The sequence below is a fragment of the Psychrobacter alimentarius genome, from assembly GCF_001606025.1.
In the GTDB taxonomy this organism is placed as follows: Bacteria; Pseudomonadota; Gammaproteobacteria; order Pseudomonadales; family Moraxellaceae; genus Psychrobacter; species Psychrobacter alimentarius.
The window spans coordinates 1,740,806-1,764,989 of record NZ_CP014945.1 but is presented as its reverse complement, the minus strand read 5'-3'; the positions used below and the strand labels follow the sequence as shown (position 1 = coordinate 1,764,989).

General features: G+C 41.8%; 21 protein-coding genes. 15 read left to right on the top strand and 6 right to left on the bottom strand.

Annotated features, from left to right (window positions below):
• The first annotated feature begins 34 nt into the window (after positions 1-34).
• The 6 genes from A3K91_RS07190 (at position 35) to A3K91_RS07165 (ending at position 8,272) form a co-directional block, all read left to right on the top strand.
• The gene (locus tag A3K91_RS07190; RefSeq protein WP_062845918.1) at positions 35-1,867 is read left to right on the top strand and encodes an extracellular solute-binding protein; all 1,833 of its coding nucleotides are present in this window, start codon (positions 35-37) and stop codon (positions 1,865-1,867) included.
• 109 nt (positions 1,868-1,976) lie between these two features.
• Positions 1,977-2,756 (top strand): hydroxyacylglutathione hydrolase, encoded by a 780-nt coding sequence (gloB, locus tag A3K91_RS07185; RefSeq protein WP_062844651.1) that lies wholly within the window; start codon positions 1,977-1,979, stop codon positions 2,754-2,756.
• Positions 2,757-2,830: 74 nt separating this feature from the next.
• Entirely contained in the window at positions 2,831-3,898 is a 1,068-nt protein-coding gene (gene yejB, locus A3K91_RS07180) for a microcin C ABC transporter permease YejB (RefSeq protein ID WP_062844650.1), read from the top strand.
• A complete protein-coding gene (locus A3K91_RS07175; RefSeq protein ID WP_062844649.1) occupies positions 3,898-4,971 on the top strand; it encodes an ABC transporter permease in 1,074 nt (357 codons plus the stop codon). The genes yejB and A3K91_RS07175 overlap by 1 nt, the downstream gene beginning before the upstream one ends.
• A 1-nt stretch (position 4,972) precedes the next feature.
• On the top strand, positions 4,973-6,643 hold the full coding sequence (locus A3K91_RS07170; RefSeq protein WP_062844648.1) for an ABC transporter ATP-binding protein: 1,671 nt from the start codon (positions 4,973-4,975) through the stop codon (positions 6,641-6,643).
• A gap of 324 nt (positions 6,644-6,967) precedes the next feature.
• Positions 6,968-8,272, top strand: a complete 1,305-nt coding sequence (locus A3K91_RS07165; RefSeq protein ID WP_062844647.1) for an iron-containing alcohol dehydrogenase — start codon at positions 6,968-6,970, stop codon at positions 8,270-8,272.
• 108 nt (positions 8,273-8,380) lie between these two features.
• On the opposite strand, the gene folE is transcribed toward A3K91_RS07165, so the two are convergent.
• The gene (folE, locus tag A3K91_RS07160; protein WP_179207247.1) at positions 8,381-8,977 is read right to left on the bottom strand and encodes a GTP cyclohydrolase I FolE; all 597 of its coding nucleotides are present in this window, start codon (positions 8,975-8,977) and stop codon (positions 8,381-8,383) included.
• A 314-nt stretch (positions 8,978-9,291) separates the two neighbouring features.
• On the opposite strand from folE, the gene A3K91_RS07155 reads away from it, so the two are divergent.
• Both A3K91_RS07155 and A3K91_RS07150 read left to right on the top strand, forming a co-directional pair.
• Positions 9,292-10,101: an enoyl-ACP reductase FabI gene (locus A3K91_RS07155; protein WP_062844645.1), complete on the top strand. Its 810-nt coding sequence runs from the start codon at positions 9,292-9,294 to the stop codon at positions 10,099-10,101.
• A gap of 117 nt (positions 10,102-10,218) precedes the next feature.
• The gene (locus tag A3K91_RS07150) at positions 10,219-10,902 is read left to right on the top strand and encodes a YoaK family protein (protein ID WP_062845917.1); all 684 of its coding nucleotides are present in this window, start codon (positions 10,219-10,221) and stop codon (positions 10,900-10,902) included.
• Between the two features lie 125 nt (positions 10,903-11,027).
• Here the strand turns inward: A3K91_RS07150 and A3K91_RS14110 are convergent, their stop codons facing one another.
• Positions 11,028-11,192 carry a hypothetical protein gene (locus A3K91_RS14110; RefSeq protein ID WP_167541797.1) on the bottom strand — a complete coding sequence of 55 codons (165 nt, stop codon included), beginning with the start codon at positions 11,190-11,192 and terminating at the stop codon, positions 11,028-11,030.
• Between the two features lie 384 nt (positions 11,193-11,576).
• Here A3K91_RS14110 and A3K91_RS07145 point away from each other — a divergent pair, with 384 nt between their 5' ends.
• The 5 genes from A3K91_RS07145 to hrpA all read left to right on the top strand — a co-directional run bounded on the left by A3K91_RS07145 (position 11,577) and on the right by hrpA (position 19,502).
• A complete protein-coding gene (locus tag A3K91_RS07145; RefSeq protein WP_062844644.1) occupies positions 11,577-12,998 on the top strand; it encodes an SLC13 family permease in 1,422 nt (473 codons plus the stop codon).
• 134 nt (positions 12,999-13,132) lie between these two features.
• Positions 13,133-13,924: a metallophosphoesterase family protein gene (locus tag A3K91_RS07140; protein WP_208855380.1), complete on the top strand. Its 792-nt coding sequence runs from the start codon at positions 13,133-13,135 to the stop codon at positions 13,922-13,924.
• Between the two features lie 87 nt (positions 13,925-14,011).
• The gene (locus A3K91_RS07135) at positions 14,012-14,605 is read left to right on the top strand and encodes a DUF1543 domain-containing protein (protein ID WP_062844643.1); all 594 of its coding nucleotides are present in this window, start codon (positions 14,012-14,014) and stop codon (positions 14,603-14,605) included.
• Position 14,606: 1 nt separating this feature from the next.
• Positions 14,607-14,924 carry a hypothetical protein gene (locus A3K91_RS07130; protein ID WP_062844642.1) on the top strand — a complete coding sequence of 106 codons (318 nt, stop codon included), beginning with the start codon at positions 14,607-14,609 and terminating at the stop codon, positions 14,922-14,924.
• 291 nt (positions 14,925-15,215) lie between these two features.
• Complete coding sequence (hrpA, locus tag A3K91_RS07125) at positions 15,216-19,502, top strand: ATP-dependent RNA helicase HrpA (RefSeq protein ID WP_416231979.1); 4,287 nt, start codon at positions 15,216-15,218, stop codon at positions 19,500-19,502.
• Between the two features lie 69 nt (positions 19,503-19,571).
• Here hrpA and A3K91_RS07120 read toward each other — a convergent pair whose 3' ends face one another.
• Positions 19,572-19,937 (bottom strand): hypothetical protein, encoded by a 366-nt coding sequence (locus A3K91_RS07120; protein WP_136139160.1) that lies wholly within the window; start codon positions 19,935-19,937, stop codon positions 19,572-19,574.
• Between the two features lie 329 nt (positions 19,938-20,266).
• On the bottom strand, positions 20,267-21,238 hold the full coding sequence (locus A3K91_RS07115) for a hypothetical protein (protein WP_208855341.1): 972 nt from the start codon (positions 21,236-21,238) through the stop codon (positions 20,267-20,269).
• Positions 21,239-21,604: 366 nt separating this feature from the next.
• Between A3K91_RS07115 and A3K91_RS07110 the strand changes: the two genes are divergently transcribed.
• The gene (locus tag A3K91_RS07110; RefSeq protein ID WP_062844640.1) at positions 21,605-22,006 is read left to right on the top strand and encodes a lysozyme inhibitor LprI family protein; all 402 of its coding nucleotides are present in this window, start codon (positions 21,605-21,607) and stop codon (positions 22,004-22,006) included.
• 191 nt (positions 22,007-22,197) lie between these two features.
• On the opposite strand, the gene A3K91_RS07105 is transcribed toward A3K91_RS07110, so the two are convergent.
• Both A3K91_RS07105 and A3K91_RS07100 read right to left on the bottom strand, forming a co-directional pair.
• Positions 22,198-22,656 carry a DMT family transporter gene (locus A3K91_RS07105; protein WP_062845914.1) on the bottom strand — a complete coding sequence of 153 codons (459 nt, stop codon included), beginning with the start codon at positions 22,654-22,656 and terminating at the stop codon, positions 22,198-22,200.
• Between the two features lie 8 nt (positions 22,657-22,664).
• A complete protein-coding gene (locus A3K91_RS07100; protein WP_062844639.1) occupies positions 22,665-23,099 on the bottom strand; it encodes a DMT family transporter in 435 nt (144 codons plus the stop codon).
• Positions 23,100-23,196: 97 nt separating this feature from the next.
• Here A3K91_RS07100 and A3K91_RS07095 point away from each other — a divergent pair, with 97 nt between their 5' ends.
• Positions 23,197-24,132 (top strand): LysR family transcriptional regulator, encoded by a 936-nt coding sequence (locus A3K91_RS07095; RefSeq protein ID WP_062844638.1) that lies wholly within the window; start codon positions 23,197-23,199, stop codon positions 24,130-24,132.
• Positions 24,133-24,184 lie beyond the last annotated feature (52 nt).

The following is a 24,184-nucleotide window of genomic DNA, read 5'->3' as shown; positions in this document are numbered from 1 at the left end:
TTGGTATCGTTTGGAGGCTGGTGGTAACGCTATGATGACTAAAAATGCCCTGCTAAAAACCGCCATACTCACCATTGCGATGAGCTGGATACCCGTCAGTTTGGCTGCGCCAATTACCACCACCGCACTTGGGCACAATAGTCCGACTGAGTATATCAATGCGCCTTATATGCCTTATGCCAATCCGGATGCGCCAACAGGCGGTACGCTTTCATTGGATGCACGTGGTACTTTCAACAGTGCGAATAAATGGATGACCACTGGTGTGGCCATGATCGGTACGGATTATCTCTATGATACCTTGATGACTGGATCATTAAACGAAGCGTTTACCATGTATCCGCAGCTGGCAAACAAGGTAACCTATGACCCAGAAGACACCAGTTGGATTATTTATCATGTCAATCCTAAAGCGCGGTTTTGGGATGGCTCGCCTGTCACCAGTAGCGATGTCAAAGCGACTTTTGATGCCTTACTAACCAAAGGGCCGATGTATATTCGAAGTTACTTGGGCGATATTCGCGATGTGCAAATTATTAATAAACAACAAGTGAAGTTTGTTTTTGCCTCAAGCGATAATAAAGAAATTCTACTCACAGTAGGACAGTTTCCTATATTTGCCAAGTCTTCTATCGATAAAGATTTTGAAAAAATAACGTTGACGCCATTAATGGGGAGTGGACCATACAAAATTGGGCGCATCGATGCAGGTCGAGCAGTCAGTTATGTGCGTGATCCTAACTACTGGGGACGAGATTTGATGGTCAATCGCGGTCGCTATAACTTTGACATGATTAAGTTTGTCTATTATCAGAGTGATGAGATCGCTTTTGAAGGGTTTAAGTCTGGTCAATATCGCTTTCGTCCTGAAAACAAAGCTTCCAACTGGGCGACAGGCTATAATTTTCCAGCAGTCGAGGCTGGCATGATTAAAAAAGAAACCATCAGCAGTGAAAATCCAGTCCCCATGCAAGCGCTGGTCATGAATATGCGTCAGCCAATTTTTCAAGACATTCGTGTGCGGCAAGCATTGAGTGCTGCGTATGATTTTGAGTGGATGAATAAGACGTTATTTCATGGTCAGTATGAACGTTTGCAAAGCTTCTTTCATGGTTCCGAGCTTGCTGCCACAGGCACGCCATCGAGCGAAGAGATGAAAGTGCTTAGCCCATTATTATCTAAGCTTGAGCCAATACAACGTCAGGCTGTATTAGCAAAATGGCAGATGCCAACCAGTGACGGTAGTGGTTTTAATCGTGAAGGGCTGCTGGCTGCGCGGCAATTGTTATTGAATGCTGGGTTTTACTATGAGGATATGAAGCTGTATCAACCAAGTGGTCAACCTGCCAAAATTGAGATCTTGATGACAGGCGAAACAATGGGGCGTGTACTGCTGCCTTACATTCGTCATTTGAAGCGCTTAGGATTTGATGCGACGCTACGCCAAGTCGATGGCCCGCAGTACTATGAGCGTACGCGTCGTTTTGATTATGACATGATAGTTGACGTCTTCGCGCAAAGCTTGTCCCCTGGCGCAGAACAAGCTGGCTTTTGGGGTAGCGAGGCGGCTGACCAAGTAGGTAATAGTAATACAGCAGGTATCAAAAATGCAGTGATTGATACGGTTATTAAAAAACTTGGTAATGCTCATAACCGTGATGAGATTGTTCTTTATACGCATGTGCTTGATCGCCTATTAAGAGCAGGTCATTATATAGTGCCCTTATACGGCAAGTCTGGCACCAATGTCGCTTACTGGGATCAGTACCGTCATACTAAAAAGCTGCCGACCAATGCGGTTGGTATTGATTACTGGTGGACGGACAAAGCGGCAGAAGCACGCGTCAACAATTACTTGAAGCAGTAAATCAGGGCTGAGCTTGAAAAGCATATCGCGTTTGACATTCAACGACTATACATAAGTGTTTGTATAAAAAAATATGAGCAATAATAATAACGACTGGTAAGGATTTAATATGAGTATCCGTATTCACCCTATTAAGGCTTTTAATGATAACTACATTTGGACCTTAATCAATGAAAACAATAAACAAGCGATCGTTATTGATCCGGGTCAAGCGGCACCTGTCATTGCTTATTTAGAAGAAAATGAGCTGGAGCTGACGTCAATTTGGACCACGCACCACCACCATGATCATATCGGCGGCGTCGCAGAGCTACAAGAGTCTTATCCTATGACTCACTTGGTTGCCCATACGGAGCACAATGTCGATGAAGACCAGACAATAAAAGATGGTAGCACGGTGAGCGCCTGGGGCTGTGCTGCTCAAGTATGGGAGGTGCCTGGTCATACCGCAAGCCACGTGGCCTATATTTTAGATATCGAAGGACGTCATTATTGCTTCTGCGGTGATACGTTATTTAGCGCTGGCTGTGGACGTGTTTTTACTGGTACGATTGAGCAATTGCATGACAGCTTTAAGCGTTTAGACAGCCTGTCAGATGAGACGCTACTATATCCAGCCCATGAGTATACTGCCAGCAACTTACGCTTTGGTTTGTCTATCGAGCCTACTAATGAGGCAATGGAGCAGGCACTGGTACAAACAGAAAATAAGACCGCTCAAGGGCTACCGAGTTTACCCGTCACATTAGAGCATGAGCGAGCGGTAAATGTGTTTTTGCGAGCACAAGAGCCGAATGTAATAGCAGGTGTGAAGTCTAAAATAGATATTGCTGATGAAAAATCTTTGACTGTATTTGCCGCCCTGCGTGAGCTTAAAAATAACTTTTAGTCGTCATGCAGACTTGGTAAAAGCGAGCCACCCATTTTCTCTGTTATTGTATGTTTACTTTAGGAAGCCGCATTATGGGTCGTTATATCTTAAAAAGGTTACTGCTAATATTGCCGACGCTTTTTTTGATATTGCTGGCAAATTTTGTGATTGTGCAAGCAGCGCCTGGTGGCCCTGTAGAGCAACAACTGGCACTCATTGAGCAAAGCGGAAAAGATAGCGCTTTAAGTGGAAATATCGGTGCGGGTAGTTCAGGCAGCAACAGCACATATCAGGGCACTCGCGGCTTATCTGAAGACATGGTTGCGGCGATCAATGCACAGTATGGTTTTGACAAGTCCGCTCCTGAACGATTTTGGCTCATGCTAAAAAACTATGCTCAGCTTGATTTTGGGGAGTCATTTTTTAAGGGACAATCTGTAACAGATCTTATTATAGAGAAGCTACCAGTCTCAATCTCGCTTGGGCTTTGGAGTACGCTGCTCATTTATATGATTGCCATTCCACTTGGTGTTTATAAAGCCATGCATCATGGTTCAGGTATTGACAAAATCACTGCTATGCTCCTCGCCATTGGTCATGCGGTTCCTGTGTTTGTATTTGCCGTTATACTCTTGGTGTTCTTTGCGGGCGGTAGTTACTGGAATATTTTTCCTCTCCAAGGGCTAACGTCTGAGAATTTTGATCAATTGAGTACATTGGGTAAGATAAAAGATTATTTTTGGCATCTGGCGTTACCGCTTTTAGCAAGTACGGTCGGAGGTTTTGCAGGCTTGACTTATTTAACCAAGTTTAGCTTTTTAGAAGAATTGGGTAAGCAATATGTGCTTACCGCTCGTGCCAAAGGCTTAAATGAGCGCCAAGTTCTCTATGGACATGTATTTCGTAATGCAATGTTGATTATTATTGCCGGTATTCCAGCCGCTATCGTTGGTATTTTCTTTGCAGGTAATTTTCTGATAGAGATTATTTTTAAACTTGATGGTTTAGGTTTGCTTGGTTTTGAAGCCATTCAGCAGCGTGATTATCCTGTGATATTTGGTACGCTGTTTATTTTTACGTTGGTGGGGCTGCTATTACAATTGATCAGTGATTTAAGCTACCATTTGATTGATCCTCGTATCGATTTTGAGGGGCGCTAATGTCAAGTCATCCGCCAACCTCAATAACATCTTCTGTCATTACACAAAAGAAACACCGTCTGAATCCTATCTGGCAAGCGCGTCTGAATCGCTTTCGCCGCAATCGTCTAGGAATGATATCGCTATTCGTTTTTTCACTGATATTTGTGATTTGTATGGCAGCCAATGTGATTGCCAATGACAAACCAGTATTGGTGCAATATCAAGGTGATTACTATTTCCCAATATTGAAAGCCTACCCTGAAACCACTTTTGGGGGCGTTTTTGAGACTGAAACCAACTATAAAGATCCGGCCGTACAAGCCCTGATTAATGATCAGGGTTACTATGTCATGCCGCCGATTCCTTTTGCGGATCAGACGCCAAATGTCGAGCTTGGTCTACCGTATCCAGCAGCGCCCAATAGTCAGAACTGGTTAGGTACGGATGACTTGGGCCGTGATGTACTGGCGCGAATACTTTATGGGTTGCGGGTGTCACTACTGTTTGGTTTGGCATTGACGCTTGCGGGCGCACTAATTGGTATTATCGTTGGAGCCATACAAGGGTATTACGGAGGCTGGGTGGATTTGGCGGGTCAGCGATTTATGGAAGTATGGGGCGGTATGCCGCAGCTTTTTATGATTATTATCTTGGTCAGTTTGTTTAGCCCCAGTATCACAATGCTATTTACCATGATGCTGTTGTTTGGTTGGATGGGCTTGGTTGGCTTGGTCAGGGCAGAGTTTTTGCGAGCGCGTAATTTCGATTATGTGCGTGCTGCCCGAAATCTTGGCGTGTCAGATAGCCAAATTATGCTAAGACATATTTTGCCAAATGCGCTGGCGTCGAGCTTGTCGCAATTGCCATTTATCCTAACGGCCAATATTATTGCGTTGACCGCGCTGGATTTTTTGGGATATGGATTGCCACCTGGCTCACCATCGCTCGGTGAGCTGATGGTACAAGGAAAAAACAACCTTGATGCGCCTTGGTTGGCATTGTCAGGCTTTTTTAGCTTAACTTTTATCTTATCATTGCTTATCTTCGTTGGCGAAGCGCTGCGTGATGCGTTTGATCCAAGGCGTTCTTAATATGACAACGACTACCGCAAAAAATAACAGCGCTAAAAAAAACCACAGCAATGAACAAAATCGGCTTGTGCTCATCGTAGACAAGCTCAGTATTGTCACGCCTACCAACGCAACGCTAGTCGATCAACTGTCTTATGAGCTCAGACAAAGACAAACCTTGGCAATCGTTGGTGAATCTGGCTCTGGTAAATCGATTGCCAATCTTGCGTTATTAGGTTTATTGCCAGAAAATTTGACGATTCGTGGTGAAGTGCAGCTGGCAAGTTATTCAGGCATGGCTGCATTGCCGATAGCAAATAGCAGCGAGCGTAATGCCTCACTGCGTGCTGTTCGCGGACAACGCATCGGCATGGTCTTTCAAGAGCCGATGACGGCATTAAATCCATTGCATACCGTTGCCAAGCAAATCGCTGAATCACTGCGATTAAGCGGTGTACCCAGAAAGTCATGGCGAGACCAAAGCATTGCTTTGTTAGATGATGTCAATATCACTGATCCTGCTGATAAGCTCAAACGCTATCCACATGAGCTATCAGGCGGCCAGCGGCAACGCGTGATGATTGCCATGGCATTGGCCCAGCAGCCTGATATATTAATTGCTGATGAACCAACCACTGCGCTTGATGTTACGTTGCAACATGAAATACTTGAGCTATTAGATGATCTTAAGCATCAGCATAATATGGCAATGGTGCTCATCAGTCACGATTTAAATTTGGTCAGACGTTATAGTGATGAGGTTATTGTCATGCGTCAAGGACAGACGATTGAGCAGGGGCTAACGGCCACTGTGTTTAATCAGCCTCAGGCAGAATATACGCGTACGCTTATCCAGCAAGATTTTGGGCAGGCATTGATGTTACGTACTAATGAGCAGAGCCAGCGTGCGACAGTATTGCAAGTCAATCATTTACAAGTACAGTTCCCAATCGAAAAAGGCTTGTTTGGCGGTACGAAACGCTGGTTTGATGCAGTCAAAGACGTAAATATGAGTCTAAAAAAAGGACAGGCGCTAGGTATTGTTGGTGAATCGGGCTCTGGGAAAACAACCATCGCCCTTGCACTCAGTCAGTTACTCAGTAATCAAGCACGTGTGAGCGGTCAAATACAGATTAATGGACAAGAGATTTCAACCTTGTCTAAAAAAGCGCTGCGCACCTTTCGCTCCCAGATTCAAATGGTGTTTCAAGATCCATTTGCCAGTATCAATCCTCGTATGACCGTATTGCAAATAGTCGAAGAAGGACTACTGGTCCAAGGGGTTGATAAAGCGGCTCGTCAGCAGGCGGTGATGGACAGTCTTGCCACTGTACATCTACCTGTAGAATTTGCGCAGCGGTATCCTCATGAGCTATCAGGGGGGCAGCGTCAGCGTGTGGCTTTGGCGCGAGCACTCATCATGAAGCCAAGCTTATTGATATTGGATGAACCCACGTCTGCGCTTGATAGTACAACGCAGGTGACCGTGGTCAAATTATTGCGAGAAATTCAGGAAAAATTGCATATCAGCTATGTGTTTATCAGTCATGATTTAAAGGTCGTACGTGCGTTATGTCAGCAGGTGATGGTATTAAAAGATGGTACATGCGTTGAGTCTGGCGATACCGAAAATATTTTTAATAAACCACAACACCCCTATGCAAAAAAGTTATTACAGGCAGGTATTATTTAGCCTAAGCAGAGTTTTTATCTTAATGAAAAATGTCTTAGTCAAGATGATTAGCAATGGTTGGTAAAATAGGATTGAAACATCTTTACAAATAATTTACCTAAACCACGGATTCATAGTGAATTAGAATCTTACAAGATATCAGCACATAGCCGTTCATAATAATAGCGGCACACTCAAAATGGCAGTGTTACAATGAGTTGAAGCCGTTACTCGATTATATAGATGATTGCGCTAACGTTATTGTTGGTTCAATCGAAAGCATAAATGGTTGATTAAACAATCGCCATTGCTATGGTTAATATTATTAAAAAGGATTTTGTACCCATGAAAAAACAAAACAGTATGGCTAAGTTGGTAAGTATGAATGGGTTACAGCACGCTGGTTATTTGGCAGTTGCTAAGACTCGTGCCAAAGTATTAAAAGCGTTTTCTTACGTCATACCTATCAGAAGACCAATGTTATTTGTTGGCGAAACTTCTTGTGATGAGCTGTGCGATATGCTTATCAATGAAGGCAATACCCATGTCTTTATCGTCACTGATGCAGTGCTCAATAAACTGGGTGTGCCGGCGAGAGTCACTAATTATTTAGATAAACACAATATCAGTTATACAGTCTATGATGGTGTGACGCCAGACCCTACATTTAAGGTGGTTGAAGAAGGACTACGTCAATCATTAGAAGCCAAGTGTGACTCGATAATAGCTATTGGCGGTGGGTCAGTGATTGACGCGGCTAAGATGATTGCGATGGCACAAGGCAATGATTGCGCTCCTCAGAAGCTTATCGGTATTCTCAAAGCAAGAAAACCTGCAACCCCTTTATATTGTATCCCTACAACGGCGGGCACAGGCTCAGAGGCGACATTAGGTGCGGTAGTATCAGATGATGAGACCCATCAAAAAGCCCTATCTATTGACCCAAGAATGGTGCCATTAGCAGCTGCTATTGATCCTATCATTATGAAGGGCATGCCAGCACATATCACAGCAGACACTGGGATTGATGTGCTGACACATGCATTAGAAGCGTGGATGAGCGTGAATGCGAGTGTGGAAACAGATTATTATGCCGCCTCTGCTGTCAAATCTGTGATGCACTATCTACCATTGGTTTATAAAGACGGTAGCGATTTAAAAGCCAGAGAAGAGATGGGAATAGCAGCACACTACGGTGGCATCGCATTTAACAAGGCTGGTCTTGGTTATGTACATGCCATTGCTCACCAGTTGGGCGCGCACTATAGTATTCCTCATGGTCGTGCTAACGCTATCGTGTTGCCTTATATACTTGATGTAAACCGTAATGCCAGCAAAAAGAGATTGGCGGCACTGGCCAAAAGAACCGGTATCGTTAAAGATAGTCATACGAATGATAGTAACCTAGCTGACTATCTTATCACACAAGTACGTGATTTGATTCAAACCGTAGGGATCAATCCAACTGTCAAAGGGATGCAGGTCAGCGACTTTGATAAGATTGCTAAAGCGGCTGCTAAAGAGGTCAGTGATACCTATGCGGTTCCGACTTATATGTCGGCATCTGAGATAAAAGATATTTTAATGAAAATTAAGCAGGCGAGTGATGGGCTGGTGAATGATGAAAAGACAAGCGACAAAGTTGCTTAAGAGTAGGTAGGGATTAAAGGACATAGTATCGCTTAGATACTATGTCCTTTTTAGCAGAATAATGATTTGTTTGATTCGATTATTTTGGGCGAAATCAAACCCAGTCATTTAAAACGCTGGTTGACGTCTAGGTATCGCTGTCAAAAACTCCATTCGTGCTTGATTGTCATGAACAAATTCACCCAGCATTGAAGTGGTACGGGTAGTAGATTGTTGTTTGTTCACACCACGCATCATCATACACATATGCGAGGCATCCATCACAACAGCCACACCGCGACAACCTGTTACGTCCATAATGGTTTGCGCTATTTGATCGCTTAGGTTTTCTTGAACCTGAAGACGGCGGGCGAACATATCAACAATACGAGCAAATTTTGACAAACCCAATACCTGACCATTGGGCAAATAGCCTATATGTGCGATGCCATGAAAAGGCAACATATGATGTTCGCATAAGGAATAGAATTCAATATTTTGTACCAATACTAACTCACGATTGCTCGATGGAAACAGGGCATCGTTGACAACCTCGTCCAAGCTTTGATGATAGCCTTGTGTTAAGTGGGCAAAGGCTTTTGCGGCACGCATTGGTGTCTCTTCAAGACCCGGACGTTCTAAGTCCTCGCCAGTTGAGCCAATCAGTTGACGATATGATTCAACGCTTTCTTGGTAATCTGATGTTATAGTTGGGGTGTTACTCATAAGTTTGGCAGCCATCCAAAATGTGGGTGTAGCTTAACGCTAAATCCTATTATGTAAAGGATTTTTATAAAAATTGTGCAAGCTGGGGAGGGTTGTGATTATACTTGAAATCTGACTAACTTCATACTGCTGTGGTGGCAGTTAAATTTTTAAAGAATATTTATCAACATCGTAAGTTATAATAGTTTACGAATGTACACTTAAAATATTTTATGTATAATGTAAAAGATTTTGCTTTCTTACACTGTAGCGAACTTACAGTTATATTAAAACACATTAATTAAACAACTTTTATCGACTAAAAAGGGAATACTATGTTGCTACAAGGCCAAAGATTTGTTGTGACCGGCATTGCAAGTAAACTGTCTATCGCTTGGGCTATCGCAGAAGCACTACATCGTGAAGGCGCGTCTCTTATCTTGACGTATCCAAACGACAAGATTAAAAAGCGCGTCGATATGGCAGCGGAACAATTCGAAGCAGACTTGGTATTAGAGTGTGATGTGGCATCAGATGATTCTATCGCTGCTTGCTTTGAACAAGTGAATGCGCATTGGGGCGACGGCATTGACGGTGTCGTTCATGCGATTGGTTTTGCACCCATGGATCAGCTAGACGGTGATTTTGTGAATGCGACCACTCGTGAGGGCAGTCATATTGCTCATGATATCTCAAGCTATAGCTTTGTTGCATTAGCCAAAGCAGCACGTGAGTTATTGGCAATGCGTCATGGTTCTATGTTGACGTTGACTTATGAAGGTAGTATCTCGGTGTTACCAAACTACAATGTCATGGGTATGGCAAAAGCCAGTCTTGAAGCCAGCGTTCGTTATCTTGCTACTTCTATGGGCGGCGAAGGTATTCGTGTAAATGCTATTTCAGCAGGTCCTATCCGTACGCTTGCTGCCAGCGGTATAAAGTCATTTCGTAAGATGCTCGATATCAGCGAAAAGATTGCACCATTACAACGCAATGTCACTCAGAATGAGGTAGGTAACGCTGCACTATTTTTATTGTCACCTTGGGCATCTGGGGTTACTGGTGAAATTATGTTTGTTGATGCAGGTTTTAACACCGTTGCCATCAGTGAACAATTGATGTTGCTCGACGAGCCAAAACAATAACCATTTAAACCCCATTTGGTTATTGTAAATGTTTAACTTAATTTAATATAAAAGGCAACTGTGTTGCCTTTTTGGCCAAATGATAAATGGTTTGGCACTGATTTTTGGACAACAAATATGATAACTAAATTACCAAAATGGATAATGTGGGGTGGGGCGCTACTGGCATTGAGTGCAGGTTGCGTAAATACAATTGCATTAATGGGATTCACTACTTTGTCAGTCTCTCACGTGACTGGGAATGTAAGTTTATTTGCAACTGCTATTGCTTCTTTAGATATGCGCAGTGTTTTATTTATTGGTGCAACATTGCTGACTTTTTTAATAGGGGCGGTATTGAGCGGTGTGATCATTGGTCAAACGTCATTAAAGCTGGGAAAGCGCTATAGTCTTGCGCTTTGTATTGAAGCGGTATTACTGGTGCTCAGTTATTGGCTATATCAGCAGGAGAATAATATAGGGCAGCTAACGGCAGCCATGGCTTGCGGATTACAAAATGTGATGGTGGCAACCTATAGTGCATCTGCTATCAGAACCACACATCTAACAGGTTTGACCTCAGATGTGGGTCATGCCATTGGTAACTGGATCGCTGGTCGATCTATAGATAAGCCAAAACTTACCTTTCAATTAATTATTTGGCAATGTTTTTGCGGTGGTAGTGTCTTAGGCGCACTTCTGTACAGCCAATTTCAATATAGAGCATTATTTTTGCCCATTACAATTGTATCAACAACAGCTGTCTTATATAGTGCTATGGTGCAAAAGTTACCAGAAAGAAGACAGCCAGTTAAAATATAAGAAGCGTATTTTTTATTTAAAGGTACTCTTAATAATGCTTTTTAAAAGTGTACTATCAATTATAGAGCATTAAAACAATGTTTAATGCTCTAACTGCTTACTTGACCATTCTCTATTTACCTACACTATTCTTTATCTTCTTGCTCATGATCTTCATGTTCGTGCATACCTTGCATCATATCCAGCGCTGAATCATCCGTGCGTTGTTGATCTTTTTTGGCAAGGCCATCTTGATTGATATCTTTTGGCGCCATTTTGGTTGTCGAATCTGTTTGGTTAGCGTTTGGCATGAAATACTCCTAGTCATTTTTATTAGTGTTTTTGCTTAACCTTATGATTATGTGACATTGGTTTTGGCTTGTATAGCGCTGAATGATGAATGTTTGAAGGCTTTATGTAATTTTGATACGTTAATCATCACAAATAAAAATGCGAAGATAAAAAGTAGTCAGAAACAAAAATTAACACTAGTGAAATATAAAAGAGATCTTTATAAAGCCAGATAGTGTGGACAATCGTACGAAATGTAATCAGATCATATTCGACTACAAATAATTCTGATATTATGGCAACGCCCAAATAGTTACCGAGCTAATGCAACGACAGTTTATGACTGGCGCGTATTGTCGTAAGTCTCAATTTCACGACCACTCTGAATACAATAAGGACAATTCATGTCAGAGCAAAAACTAGATAGCCATCTTCCAAAAGATGGTAATGAGTATTTATTTACTGATACCTTTCCAAAGGGTACAGGCAAAGGATTGATAGTCGTTGCTATTGCAGCGATTGTTGCTATGATTATTTATAATGTACTGCCATTTGATATTAATGCCAACAAAGGCTTGGCGCTGTTATTCTTTATTGGTGCGCTTTGGCTAACGGAAGCACTACACGTTACGATTACTGCATTGTTAGTCGTGGTGTTGGGTGCTTTGATTGGCATACCGGACTTTGATGCTGAGATTGGCTTACAGAGCTTTGCCAATCCGACTATTTATTTGTTCTTCGGAGGGTTTGCTTTAGCAGCCGCGCTACATGTGCAACAATTGGATAGAAAAATTGCGCTAAAGATTTTATCACTGTCTGGTGGCAAACTGAGTACCGCTGTATTTTTGATATTTGGTGTAACAGCGTTTCTGTCAATGTGGATATCGAATACCGCCACAGCAGCGATGATGCTGCCATTGGCACTCGGTATTTTGACGCAAGTTGACCGTGAAAAAGATCGTGGTACCTTCGTTTTCGTACTACTGGGTATTGCTTATTCAGCGAGTCTAGGTGGTTTGGGTACTATCGTTGGTTCACCGCCAAACGCGATTGCTGCAAAAGCACTCGATATTGCCTTTGTTGATTGGATGAAATTTGGTATTCCAATGATGTTGGTGCTATTGCCACTATTATTAGGTGCAATGTATTTATATCTAAAACCGAACCTGAATCGTACCATCACATTGAATGAAGACGAACCAATCGCTTGGAACAAACCTCGCATCGTGACTATCATCGTCTTTATTGTTACTGCGTTGAGTTGGATACTTTCCAAACAAATCGGAGCAGCCTTAGATATTACGGATACTGATGCGGTCGTTGCTTTATCAGCAGCCGTAGCAGTGGTCAGTCTCGGTCTGGTGTCATGGAAGCAAGTATCTGACAACACTGATTGGGGCGTTCTCATGTTGTTCGGTGGTGGTATCGCACTATCGACGATTTTGAAGGTTTCAGGCGCTTCGCTGGTGCTGGGTGAAACGGTGGCAAACGCACTGTCTTCTGCACCACTTATCGTGGTCATGATTGCCGTGTCGGCCTTTATTATCTTCTTGACAGAATTTGCCTCTAACACTGCATCGGCAGCACTACTAGTACCAGTATTTGCGGCTATTGCTGAGCAGATGGGCTTACCACATGAAGTCTTAGTATTGGTCATCGGTATTGGCGCCTCTTGTGCCTTTATGCTACCAGTTGCCACGCCTCCAAATGCTATCGTATTTGGTACTGGCCTGATAAAACAGACAGAAATGGTGCGTACAGGTGTTATTCTCAATATTATCGCGACCCTTGTTGTCGGTTTATGGGCATACTTCTTCTTAATATAGCCTAGCGATTTTCAACGCTGCAATAGTAATGAATAGAAACCCAATGTCTCCATGCTCATGGAACATTGGGTTTTTTATTCACTTTTATTCTTAAAGGCCGTGTAAAATAATGCTTTGGAAAAAAGTTGGAAAAAGTGACTTATTTTAATAAGAATTTGAGCACAATTGCTGCCATCTCAGACATTCATAGCAATGTATTTGCGCTTGAAGCAGTACTTGCTGATATTCAACATCGCAATGTCGATCAAATCGTCAATCTTGGTGATATCTTATACGGGCCTATTGCTCCTAAGGCGACATATGATTTACTAATGACGCATCAAAATAAGATCGTTACCATTCGTGGCAATCAAGACAGACAAATTTATGAGGCGACTGAAGCAGACATTGCTGACAATTTGACACTGGATTTTATTGTCAAAGATTTGCCGAAAAATGCGATAGAGTGGATGCGCTCGTTACCATTTGATTGTCATTTAAGTGAGGATATCTATTTGTGCCATGGGTCACCAACCAACGACATGATATATTTACTTGAAGATATCACCACAGGGGCGCCAATGGTACGTGATGATGCAATTATTTTGTCATTGCTAAGTGACATTGAAAGCAAAATTATTGTCTGTGGTCATACCCATATCCCACGTACTGTCACATTGTCATCAGGGCAGCTTGTTATTAATACAGGTAGTGTAGGTTATCCAGCCTATGAAGATGATTTACCAATCGTTCATAAGATGCAAACTTATTCACCTCACGCGAATTATGTACTGATCAAATGTGTTGAGACCGAGCAGAGAAAACATTGGCAGACCGAGCATATAAAGGTAACTTATGACCACGAAGCAGCAGCAAGATTGGCTCTAAAAAATGGTCGTAAAGACTGGGCTTTTGCCTTAAAGACAGGGCGAGTATTATCAATATAATTAGATTGGTATATCGGTTGGTGTCAAACCATAAAACTATTCATAAACGATTATTTAAAAATCATTATTTAACAAGGACTACACAACATGCTGACTCTATATATGGTTCAACTAGGCGGTCGTCCCAAAGGCCGCTTGATTGAACAGCATGATATGTTTTTTGGTGTGGCAGGTCAGCTACCTGAGTTGATAACCGATATTAACAATCATTGGCCGGAAGTAAAAAATAAATGGCATATTGACTCGTATCGTGCCATTACTAAAGTTGATAACTATACAATTAAATTGATTGAGACAAACGAGCAAGTAGAAAACAACTCTGATTTAAAGCTATTTTTTATAAACTTGGGCGGCTATCAGCAGGGGAGTTTTGAAGAGTTTCATTATAAACTACTTGTTGTAGCTTCCAGTCAAGCGGACGCAATTAAACAAGCGAAACAGAGTGAGTTTTATAAAACGTTTACCTTTAAAGATAAAAACTCATTCTTTGATGCTGCTTCGCATATTGATGATAAATTTGAGGTAGATATAGACGATATATATAACGTTGGTGATCTTGTTTCAAACATTCAGCTTTTGATTGAGCCTATCGTTGAGATGGGTATGAGTGATATTGAAATGAAAGAAGATAAAGAATATGTCGGTTATTTAAGTATTAAGAATTTAAGGAAACTATCATAATATGTCTCTAGATATGTACTACAAAAGCGGTATGATCCGCAAAACGCGCTGCGAAATCTCTGATGATATGCTGCCCACGTTGTACCAGATCCATGATAATGCTAACTTTCCACAATTGACGTGGTTAATTGACACTCTTTATGACAATCCGCAGATTCAACCTGAAACTGCTAAAGCTTTAGCGAATGAGATGGAGGCGCTAGAAAAATTAATACTTTCCCTACACCTGCCTTTTCCTAGGTTGCCCTTACAGCAAATACATACCTTTTTTATGGGCGCTGCTACTAATCAGCAGACAATTTATACTGTTAGTGATTAATTTTAGTATCCATACTCAATAAGTCACTCACTCATAAAGATAAGGCTCATAGGTTTGAAAAACTTGATCAAAGAATTTATTAAGTGGGTTATTGTCGGTATTTGTATTGGGATAGTACTTTTCATCGTTTTAGTGTCTATATAACGTTAGGGCAGCAAAAACACATAAGAAGCCTGGGTTAATATTGCAAAGGTATTTCTAGCTTTAACCAAACACTATGTTCAACTTGAATCACACCTAGAATACCCCCATAATCTAATCACTTCTACATAATAAATAGCCTAAGTAAATATGCCCAATACTCCAAAAAATACAACTTTAGACGCCTCTACTATAAATAATCATCAAGAAGAAAAAGAATTGGTAATGCCAAACAATGAAGATTCAACTATCGTACCAGATAGTAAGAAACCATCTCCAATCGTTGATAGCACTGATTTGCCAGTACTTGCCAAAGACAGCTATTATTTAAGCCGTCTAGAGCGAGAGTTGGCGCGTGCGGCAGTGAACAGTAAAAAGTCCAAGAGTACGAATAACGATAAAACCGACGACGCTCTCTCTAAAAAACGTACCCAATATGACAAAATAAAAAGCCGCTCACAGCAAATGGTGCAGGCTCGTATAGACAGTATTCCTGATGATTTACCTAACAAGTTAAACCTCGATTTACCCGTTAGTCAACGGGCTGAAGATTTGGTACAAGCCATTATTGATAATCAAGTCATTATTGTGGCAGGTGAGACGGGTTCTGGTAAAACAACACAGCTGCCTAAGCTTGCGATGCTGGCAGGTCGCGGCATTACAGGACAGATAGGGCACACGCAGCCACGAAGATTGGCAGCCCGCAGTGTGGCAAATCGTATCGCTGAAGAGTTGGGTGAGCAGTTAGGTAATACCGTTAGTTTTAAGATTCGGTTTAATGAGCAAGGATCAGCCCAATCAGTCATTAAGTTGATGACCGATGGTATTTTGCTTGCGGAATTAGGGCATGATCGCTTCTTAAGTAAATACGATACTATTATTATTGATGAAGCACATGAACGCAGTTTAAATATTGACTTCATTATGGGTTATCTCAAAAAGATGCTGCCCAAGCGCCCTGATTTAAAAGTCATTATCACGTCAGCAACGCTCGATACCAAACGTTTTAGTGAATATTTTAGTCACTACGATGCCAAGCTGAAGCGCCAAGTCCCTGCACCAATTTTTAATGTCGAAGGACGTAGTTTTCCAGTAGAGGTTCGTTATCGTCCGCTCACAGATGAGCCTGTTACTAGCTCTGACGATGACAGCTATGATGACTTTGAAGACAACCTGCCACGTGCTGTAGTAGCAGCGGTCGATGAGTGCTTTAGTGATGCTCAAAACAAAGGCCATGCCGATCAAGCTGATATTTTGATCTTTGCTGCCACTGAAGCTGAGATTCGTGAGTTACAAGAAGTGCTTGTACGACATGGGCCCAAACACACTGAAGTGCTGCCACTATTTGCGCGGCAAACTTATGAAGAGCAGCAGCGTATTTTTCAACCATCAGGTCGTGGTCGTCGTATCGTCATCGCCACTAACGTTGCCGAAACGGCATTGACGGTTCCCGGTATTCGTTATGTGATTGATTTGGGTTTCGCACGAATTTCGCGTTACTCGTATCGCTCGCGCGTGCAGCGTCTGCCGATTGAAGCGATTTCGCAAGCCGCTGCCAATCAGCGTAAAGGTCGCTGTGGTCGTGTTGCACCTGGTGTCTGTATCCGACTGTATAGTGAAGAAGATTTTAGTGGTCGTCCGGAGTTTACAGAGCCGGAGATTCTGCGAACCAACTTAGCATCTGTTATTTTACAGATGGCAAACCTGCGTCTGGGTAGCGTGGATGATTTTGCTTTTATCGAACCACCTGATAGTCGTCTAGTCACTGATGGTCATAAGCTACTTGATGAATTGGGTGCAATCACTGCCAAAAGTGAATCTGCTACCAATCAAACCAGTAAGCCAAAAGCCAAAAAAGGCATGGACCATCTCAATCTGACTCGTATCGGTCAGCATATGGCACGTATGCCAATTGATCCAAGGCTAGCACGTATGTTAGTCGCTGGTTCTGATTTTGACTGTATTCGTGAGATGCTGATCGTGGTTGCCGCGCTCGCTGTACAAGATCCGCGCGAACGTCCTGCGAATAAACGCACGCAGGCTGATCAGAAGCATGCGGTTTTCCGTCAAGATGATTCTGATTTCTTGTTCTATTTGAGTCTATGGAAGGCTTTGTTTGAAAAAGATGAGGACGGCAATAAGCTGTCTGGTAATCAGCGTAAGCAATTTGCGAAGAAAAACTATCTTAGCTTCCCGCGTGTGCGCGAATGGCATCAGACGCATCGTCAGCTGGTGCAAATGGTGACTGAGCTTAAGCTGACCGATGTGAGTGACGCAAAAACTGCGGATCAAAACAATGCTAAAAGCACATCAATTGAAGCTGTTACCAGTGATCCCACTGCGATTGAGGATGAAGAACTCAAAGCGGTCAAATACGCCAACTTGCACCGAGCGCTATTAACGGGCTTATTGTCCATTATCGCCCATAAAACTGAAAATCGCGGTGAGTATCTAGCGGCGCGTCAACAAAAAGCCAAAATTTTCCCAGCCAGTACTGTGTTTAAACAAGTACCACCTTGGGTTATGGCATTTGAGATGGTAGAAACCTCCCAAGTCTTTATGCGTACGGTCGCTAAAATCGAGCCTGAGTGGATTATCTCAGCGGCAGGCAACTTGTTAAAATATCACTACTTTGAGCCGCATTGGTCGAAAAAGACAGGGCGTGTCAAAGCATATGCGCAGATCAGCTTGTTTGGTCTCATTATTATTAGCAAGCAGTTGACTAATTATGAGCAAGTCAATCTGAGCGAGTCGCGAGAAATTTTTATCCGTGATGGTCTGGTGACCGGTAACTTGGGTCGCGCTGCCCCATTTTTGCAACACAATATGGATAAAATCGCAGATATCGAGCGCATTGAAGATAAGTTGCGCCGCCGTGATTTGTTGGTTGATGAAGAGTCGCTTTATCAATTTTATGATAAAAAAATCCCAGCTCACATTGCCAGCCGTAAAGCTTTTGAAGACTGGCGTGCAGAGGTCGAAAAAACCGATAGCAAGCATCTGTTCTTCACTGATGACGACGTGCTAAATAGCCAAGCCCCAACGACGGGCGACTTTCCAGAAGTATGGAAATTGGGTGATTTAAAACTGCCACTGCGCTACGTCTTTGATCCAGCGAGCGATGACGATGGGGTCACCATTCGTGTGCCACTTGCAGCGTTGCCGCAGCTCGATGCTATTGAGCTACTGTGGGGTGTGCCTGGCTGGCGCTTTGAATTGGTATTGCAGTTATTGAAGTCATTACCAAAAGATATTCGCCGTCAAATTGTACCCATTCCGGATACGGCTGACAGTCTATTTGATGAATTGCAGCCTACGGGTGGTCAAGGGCTGTTAAAGCAATTGTGCCAAGCGCTAAACCGTCGCGGCATCATGTCAGTGACGCCAGAGAGCTTCAATCCGTCGTCGATTGATCGTTATTTGCAGCCACAAATCAGTGTGGTCGATGATAAAAACCGTATCATCGAAAAGGGTCGCGATCTGCAAACGCTACAGATTCGTCATGCATCTGAGACCAGCCAAGCAGTAACCGAGCAGCAGGGCGTCCATACAGAGTTTCCGGCGCACTTTGCCTTTAGTAAGAATCATCACAGTGCAGGCGTGGTGATGAAGCAGTTTTCGGCATTGGTTGCTGATGAGGCAGGAGAAGCTGTATCGATTCATCAATATACAGACGTCAATGCAGCATTGCAGGCGCACCGCATCGGTGTTTTGACGTTAATAAAAGGTAAGCTTGGCGCAAAGAAAAAACAGCTAACCAGTCAAATAGATAAAATATTTAAACTGGCTTTTGCCCCGCTTGGCGACATGGAGAATCTCAAAACCATTATTGTTGATGCTGCACTAGACGCCGCGCTCGAAGAGCACTATGTGTTGTTTGATCATAGTACAGATATACCTGAAAGTGCCGATAGCATCGCTGTCGGTCTGAGTGAGGAGCTGCCGTTTACATCAGAAGAGTATCAAAAAACGCTAGATGTGGTGACAAGTAATTTTTTATTGACGGGTCAAAGCGTGATAAAAACCCTCAAAAATGTCTATACTCGTTGGCAGCGCATTCGTCAGGGGTTGTTGATGCTAGATCGTGAGATATTTGGAGAGTCTATCGAAGATATTGAAGATCAGTTAGAAGATCTGCACTTGGCTGATTTTGTTTACCGGATGGATTATAGTCATTGGCAGCAGTACCCACGCTATCTTGAAGCCCTAGAGATTCGACTTGAGCGACTCGAGCACAATCTGGATGCTGATCTGGATGGGGTTTATGCATTAGATCTACACATGGAGCGCTTGGCAGGACGTGCGGATAAGGAAGCTATTAGCGAATATCGCTGGATGGTGGAGGAGTATCGTATCCAGCTATTTGCTCAGCCGATGAAAACCCGTGTGGCAGTATCGCCGAAGCGCCTGAGCAAAATGTGGGATAAGGTGGGTTAAAAGCAGAAAGTATTTCCAATGTTTAGGCGGGATTAGCAATTGTTAGTCCCGCCTTTTTATTTGAAAATATTAATGCCTGATATGCTCTGTAATTACACCCACGCTATAGCATATAAAGGCAATCACAGTTAATGCCACAATAAATGGTGTAAATACCCAAATAATAATATTAATCAACATCGAAAGTAATAAGCCGTCGAATAATACATTCTTTGATGTAAAAAAATCTGTAATCACATCGATAGCGCGCTTAGCAATAGGAAATAGTAAAGTGCTAAGCGCCAGCATATAAAGATATTTGCTAAAGCTTGGGTCACTCATAACCACCATGAAGTAAAAAACTAAGAAAAAAGTGACACCTAATGCCCAGCATTTGAGAGTGTAGCTTAAATACATCATGGCGGTCCCTCCGTAGTTCTTCTTATGAGCGTTCATAGAGAAAAGAGTACCTCTTTATATTCTGAGTAATGAATATAATATATGTTATATTATGAATTTATATATAGAGTCAATCGCTTTTGGATAGAAGATGGAAGATAGGAGATAGAAGGTAATATCGAAGCATATTGAAATAGCCTGTACCTGTTGTATCAGTGGGTTAAAAATATGTTGCATCATTAATTGTACTTTTAATGCCAACAGGGTTTACCACTGTGATACCGATATACTTAAGAAAGACAATAAAAAATCCAGTGTTAGCGTTCTGAGTTAAACGCTTAACACTGGATTTATACACTTAAAATGTGCTTAAGGTAGGTTTCTAACTAGCTTTCTAATTGATCAATCATACCTTGGTATTTTTCTTTTTTCTCAACGATCTTCTGACGTTCTTCTTTGCTATTGGCATCTGACTGCTCAGAGTCTTCAGCTTTCTTATCGAACGCTTCTAATTCAGCATCTACGCCGTCTACAAGTTTGTTCAGTAGCATAGCAACTGCTTTTTCAGAAACACCATATGTCATACCAGAAGCTTCAGACTTAAGATCATCTTTAAGTTTTGACGCCCATTGGTAGATATTTGCGACAGTTGCACTGTACTTGTCGTCTTTATCTGATTTATCACTGTCTGATTTATTGTCTTCTGATGTGTCATCGTCTGATTTTTTGTCACTTGACTTTTTATCATCTGACTTACTTTTGTCCGACATAAAGTCATCTTTAAGCTTGGTAGCCCACTGATAAATATTAGCTATCGTTGTATTCTTATCATCTTCACTAGATTTGTCATCTTGGCTAGATTTGTCATCTTGGCTAGATTTGTCATCTTGGCTAGATTTGTCATCTTCGCTAGATTTGTCATCTTCGCTAGATTTGTCATCTTCGCTAGATTTGTCATCTTCGCTAGATTTATCATCTTTGTTAGATGTGTCATCTTTGTTAGATGTGTCATCTTTGTTAGATGTGTCATCTTTGTTAGATTTATCATCTTTACTAGACTTGTCATCTTTACTAGACTTGTCATCTTTACTAGACTTGTCATCTTGGCTAGATTTATCGTCTTTGCTAGACTTATCGTCTTCCCTAGATTTGTCATCCTTATCAGACTTGCTGTCTTTGTTAGACGTATAATCTTTATCAAATAAATTATCTTTACTAGATTTATCGTCTTGATCAGAATGGTGGTCTTCTGAGATAACGTCGTCTCCTTTTAAAACCTCTACAGAGGTTACTGCATTGTTTGTAGGCGTATCTTCTGACTTATTCTCTACATTATTATTATGTGATTTGTTTGACATGATTTTTAGTCCTATTTATATTAATTATTGGAAGATTTGACACTTGATACTAAGCCAGTGAGTTTTTTTATTCAGTATATTAATGTAAATTTTTAGTATGAAATTTTACTTTTATTCCATAAACACTTATAAAACTGTTTCTCTAAACAACAGAATTGGCTTATAAGAAGCGTTATATCATAATTGCTAAAAACTCAGGATCCTATAATGTATAGGGGATAGCAGTAAATAATGATGGCCAATAATGCATTATAAGAGTGGCGTTTGACTCATGATAGGTGAATGACGTTTCTTAACAGGACTCAATAAAAACCCAACGTTCTCTATGCTAGTATTTTCTGATTATGAATAACAATGAGGTGCTACATGAAAAAAATAACGAGTAATTTGAGAAAGCTGTCTGGTTTAACGTTGTTATCTGTCGGTCTGTTTGCTACGGCGCAAGCATCAGCTGCTAGTGCCTGTGATAATGCCAATACTCAGGCAGATATCAATAAATGCACGGCAACTGAGTTATCAACGGAAGACAGGAAATTGAATAAATCCTATAGTGATTTACAACGTCTGTTAGACGCTAGTGAAAAAAAGCAATTAAAGACAGCGCAGCTTGCATGGATTGACTTTAGAGATAAGGCCTGCAAGTTCTCAGCTCGTGGTTTTAGTGGCGGCAGTGCTTATCCAATGGCAAGCAATGGTTGCTTAGCAACTTATACGAAGCAGCGACGTGTACAGCTTGATGATGAAATTGCCAATATCAATAACAGATAATATAAACTAAAAAGGATGAACCGCAACGGCTCATCCTTTTTAGTTTGGCTATTGTCAGTATTAGCGCAAAAATCCAATAATCACAAGCAATCAATAAAAAATAATTAGAACATTATGACTCGATGTACCATGCTTTTTTTGGATTGACTATAACACCAATCATCTTATAATTAGCACTTAACAAAGGGTAACTAAGCAGCTTTAGGTTCAGACTTATTACTAGAATAAATAAAATAAAGTGCAATTGCCAAACAAACCAAAGCAGCAATTCGACTACCCGAGAGTGTGATTACTTCATTACCTAACCAACCAAAATTATCGATTAGCACGCTCATACTAAGCTGACCGAAAATGACAGCTACCGTTGCGACGGCAGTACCGATACGTTGTACTGCAACTACCATAATGACGATATAAGGCACACCGCAAAGCGCACCAAGTAACTGCCATTTGGGCACGTCCATTAACGTGACTGAGTGGTTTGGTTCAAAGAAGAAAATAAGTAAAGCAGTAACTAGCGCGCCCACAGAAAAAGTGAGAAATGCGCTTTTAAAGACGCCAACATTACCACCCAGACGACCATTTAAAGCCGCTTGAACACTTAAGGCAGCCCCGCCAATTATTGCCAATACGATCATTAATATAAGCATCATCTATTTTACCCCTTCGCCATAAAGAACAGTGCAGCAATGATAAAAACCAAGGCTATGATTCTTTTATTGTCTATTTTTCTTTCTGTGGTTCCAAATAGTCCATAATGATCGATGATCAGACTTTTTGAGATTTGGCCAGCAAGTATGCCAATCATTGTCATTGCAACGCCGATGACTGGTGTGACGACGGTTAAGACCACCACGTAAATAGGACCTAAAATTCCGCCAACGAGTAACAAAGGGGGTTGCGAGAAAAATGAAGGGCTATTGCGTGGACTAAAAAATAACATAAGAAAAAAAGTCAATGCTGCACCAACACCGAAAATACTCAATGTCGCCCACAATTCACCAACTTGACCCCCTAAAGGGCCCAGTAATCCCGCTTCAACGGATAACCCCATGCCGCCTAACACAACGATAAGTATCAATAATATTTGCATGAAAAAAATCCTTAATAAGCAATGGCGGTATTCTACAGGAGCTTATATTCATGAAAAACGCTATAATGTGGAAATGACCTTTGCATAAGTTGCACAAATGAATAACGTCGACAATATCAGCATAAAGACTTTGCATTTCTATATCAGTGTCTATAAAGCTCAGAGTTTTTCGGTGGTGGCTCGAAAAGAAGGGGTGTCTGCGTCTAAGGTCTCTCGTATTATCAAACAATTAGAAGATTCGTTGGGGCAACAGCTTTTTTATCGCAATACCCGTGCCGTCATTCCTACCGAAGCAGGACGCGTGTTTATGACCTACGCCCATGCTATGACAGAAAGTATGAGCATGGCACAAGAAGAGCTTCAGGATAGGACATTAGAACCAGGCGGCTTACTCAGAATCAATGCGCCAGTATTTTTTGGACAACGACACATCGCTCCCTGGTTGCCACAATTTAGCGCTCACTATCCTAAAGTACAAATAGATCTGACGTTAACTGATGACTTTATCGATCCTCATCATTATCCAACGGACGTTATTTTTAGAATTGGGACATTAAACGATTCGACTTTTCATGCGCGGATTTTTGGTGAGCAAACATATCATCTGGCAGCCACTCCTGAGTACATAAACCAGTACGGAAAGCTGCAATCGCCAACAGAGTTAATTCATCATAAAGGGTTGGTTTATAAAGGGTCGTCGGGGCCGAATCGCTGGCTTTTCAAGACCAAGGGTGAGGATTGGACTTCTTGTTTAGCACCTGCTTTACTCATGTCCAATAACGCAGAATCCTTATTGGTAACCGCATTAAAAGGCATGGGGATCGTGCTTTTTCCTGACTGGCTGATTGGTGAGCATTTAAAGAGTGGTCAGTTGGTAAAGTTGTTGCCTGAATACACTGCTGCTGTGAAGACCACCACTCAGCACATTGCCGCTATTTATCCCAATACTCGTCATGTTTCTTTAAACGTGAGAACGTTAATCGATTACTTTGCAGAGGTCTACGGTGATCCCTTTTATTGGCAACTCAACTAATGATAAAAGTGAGTAAGTAAGCTAAAGACAAATCATGAATAGTGATATTGAT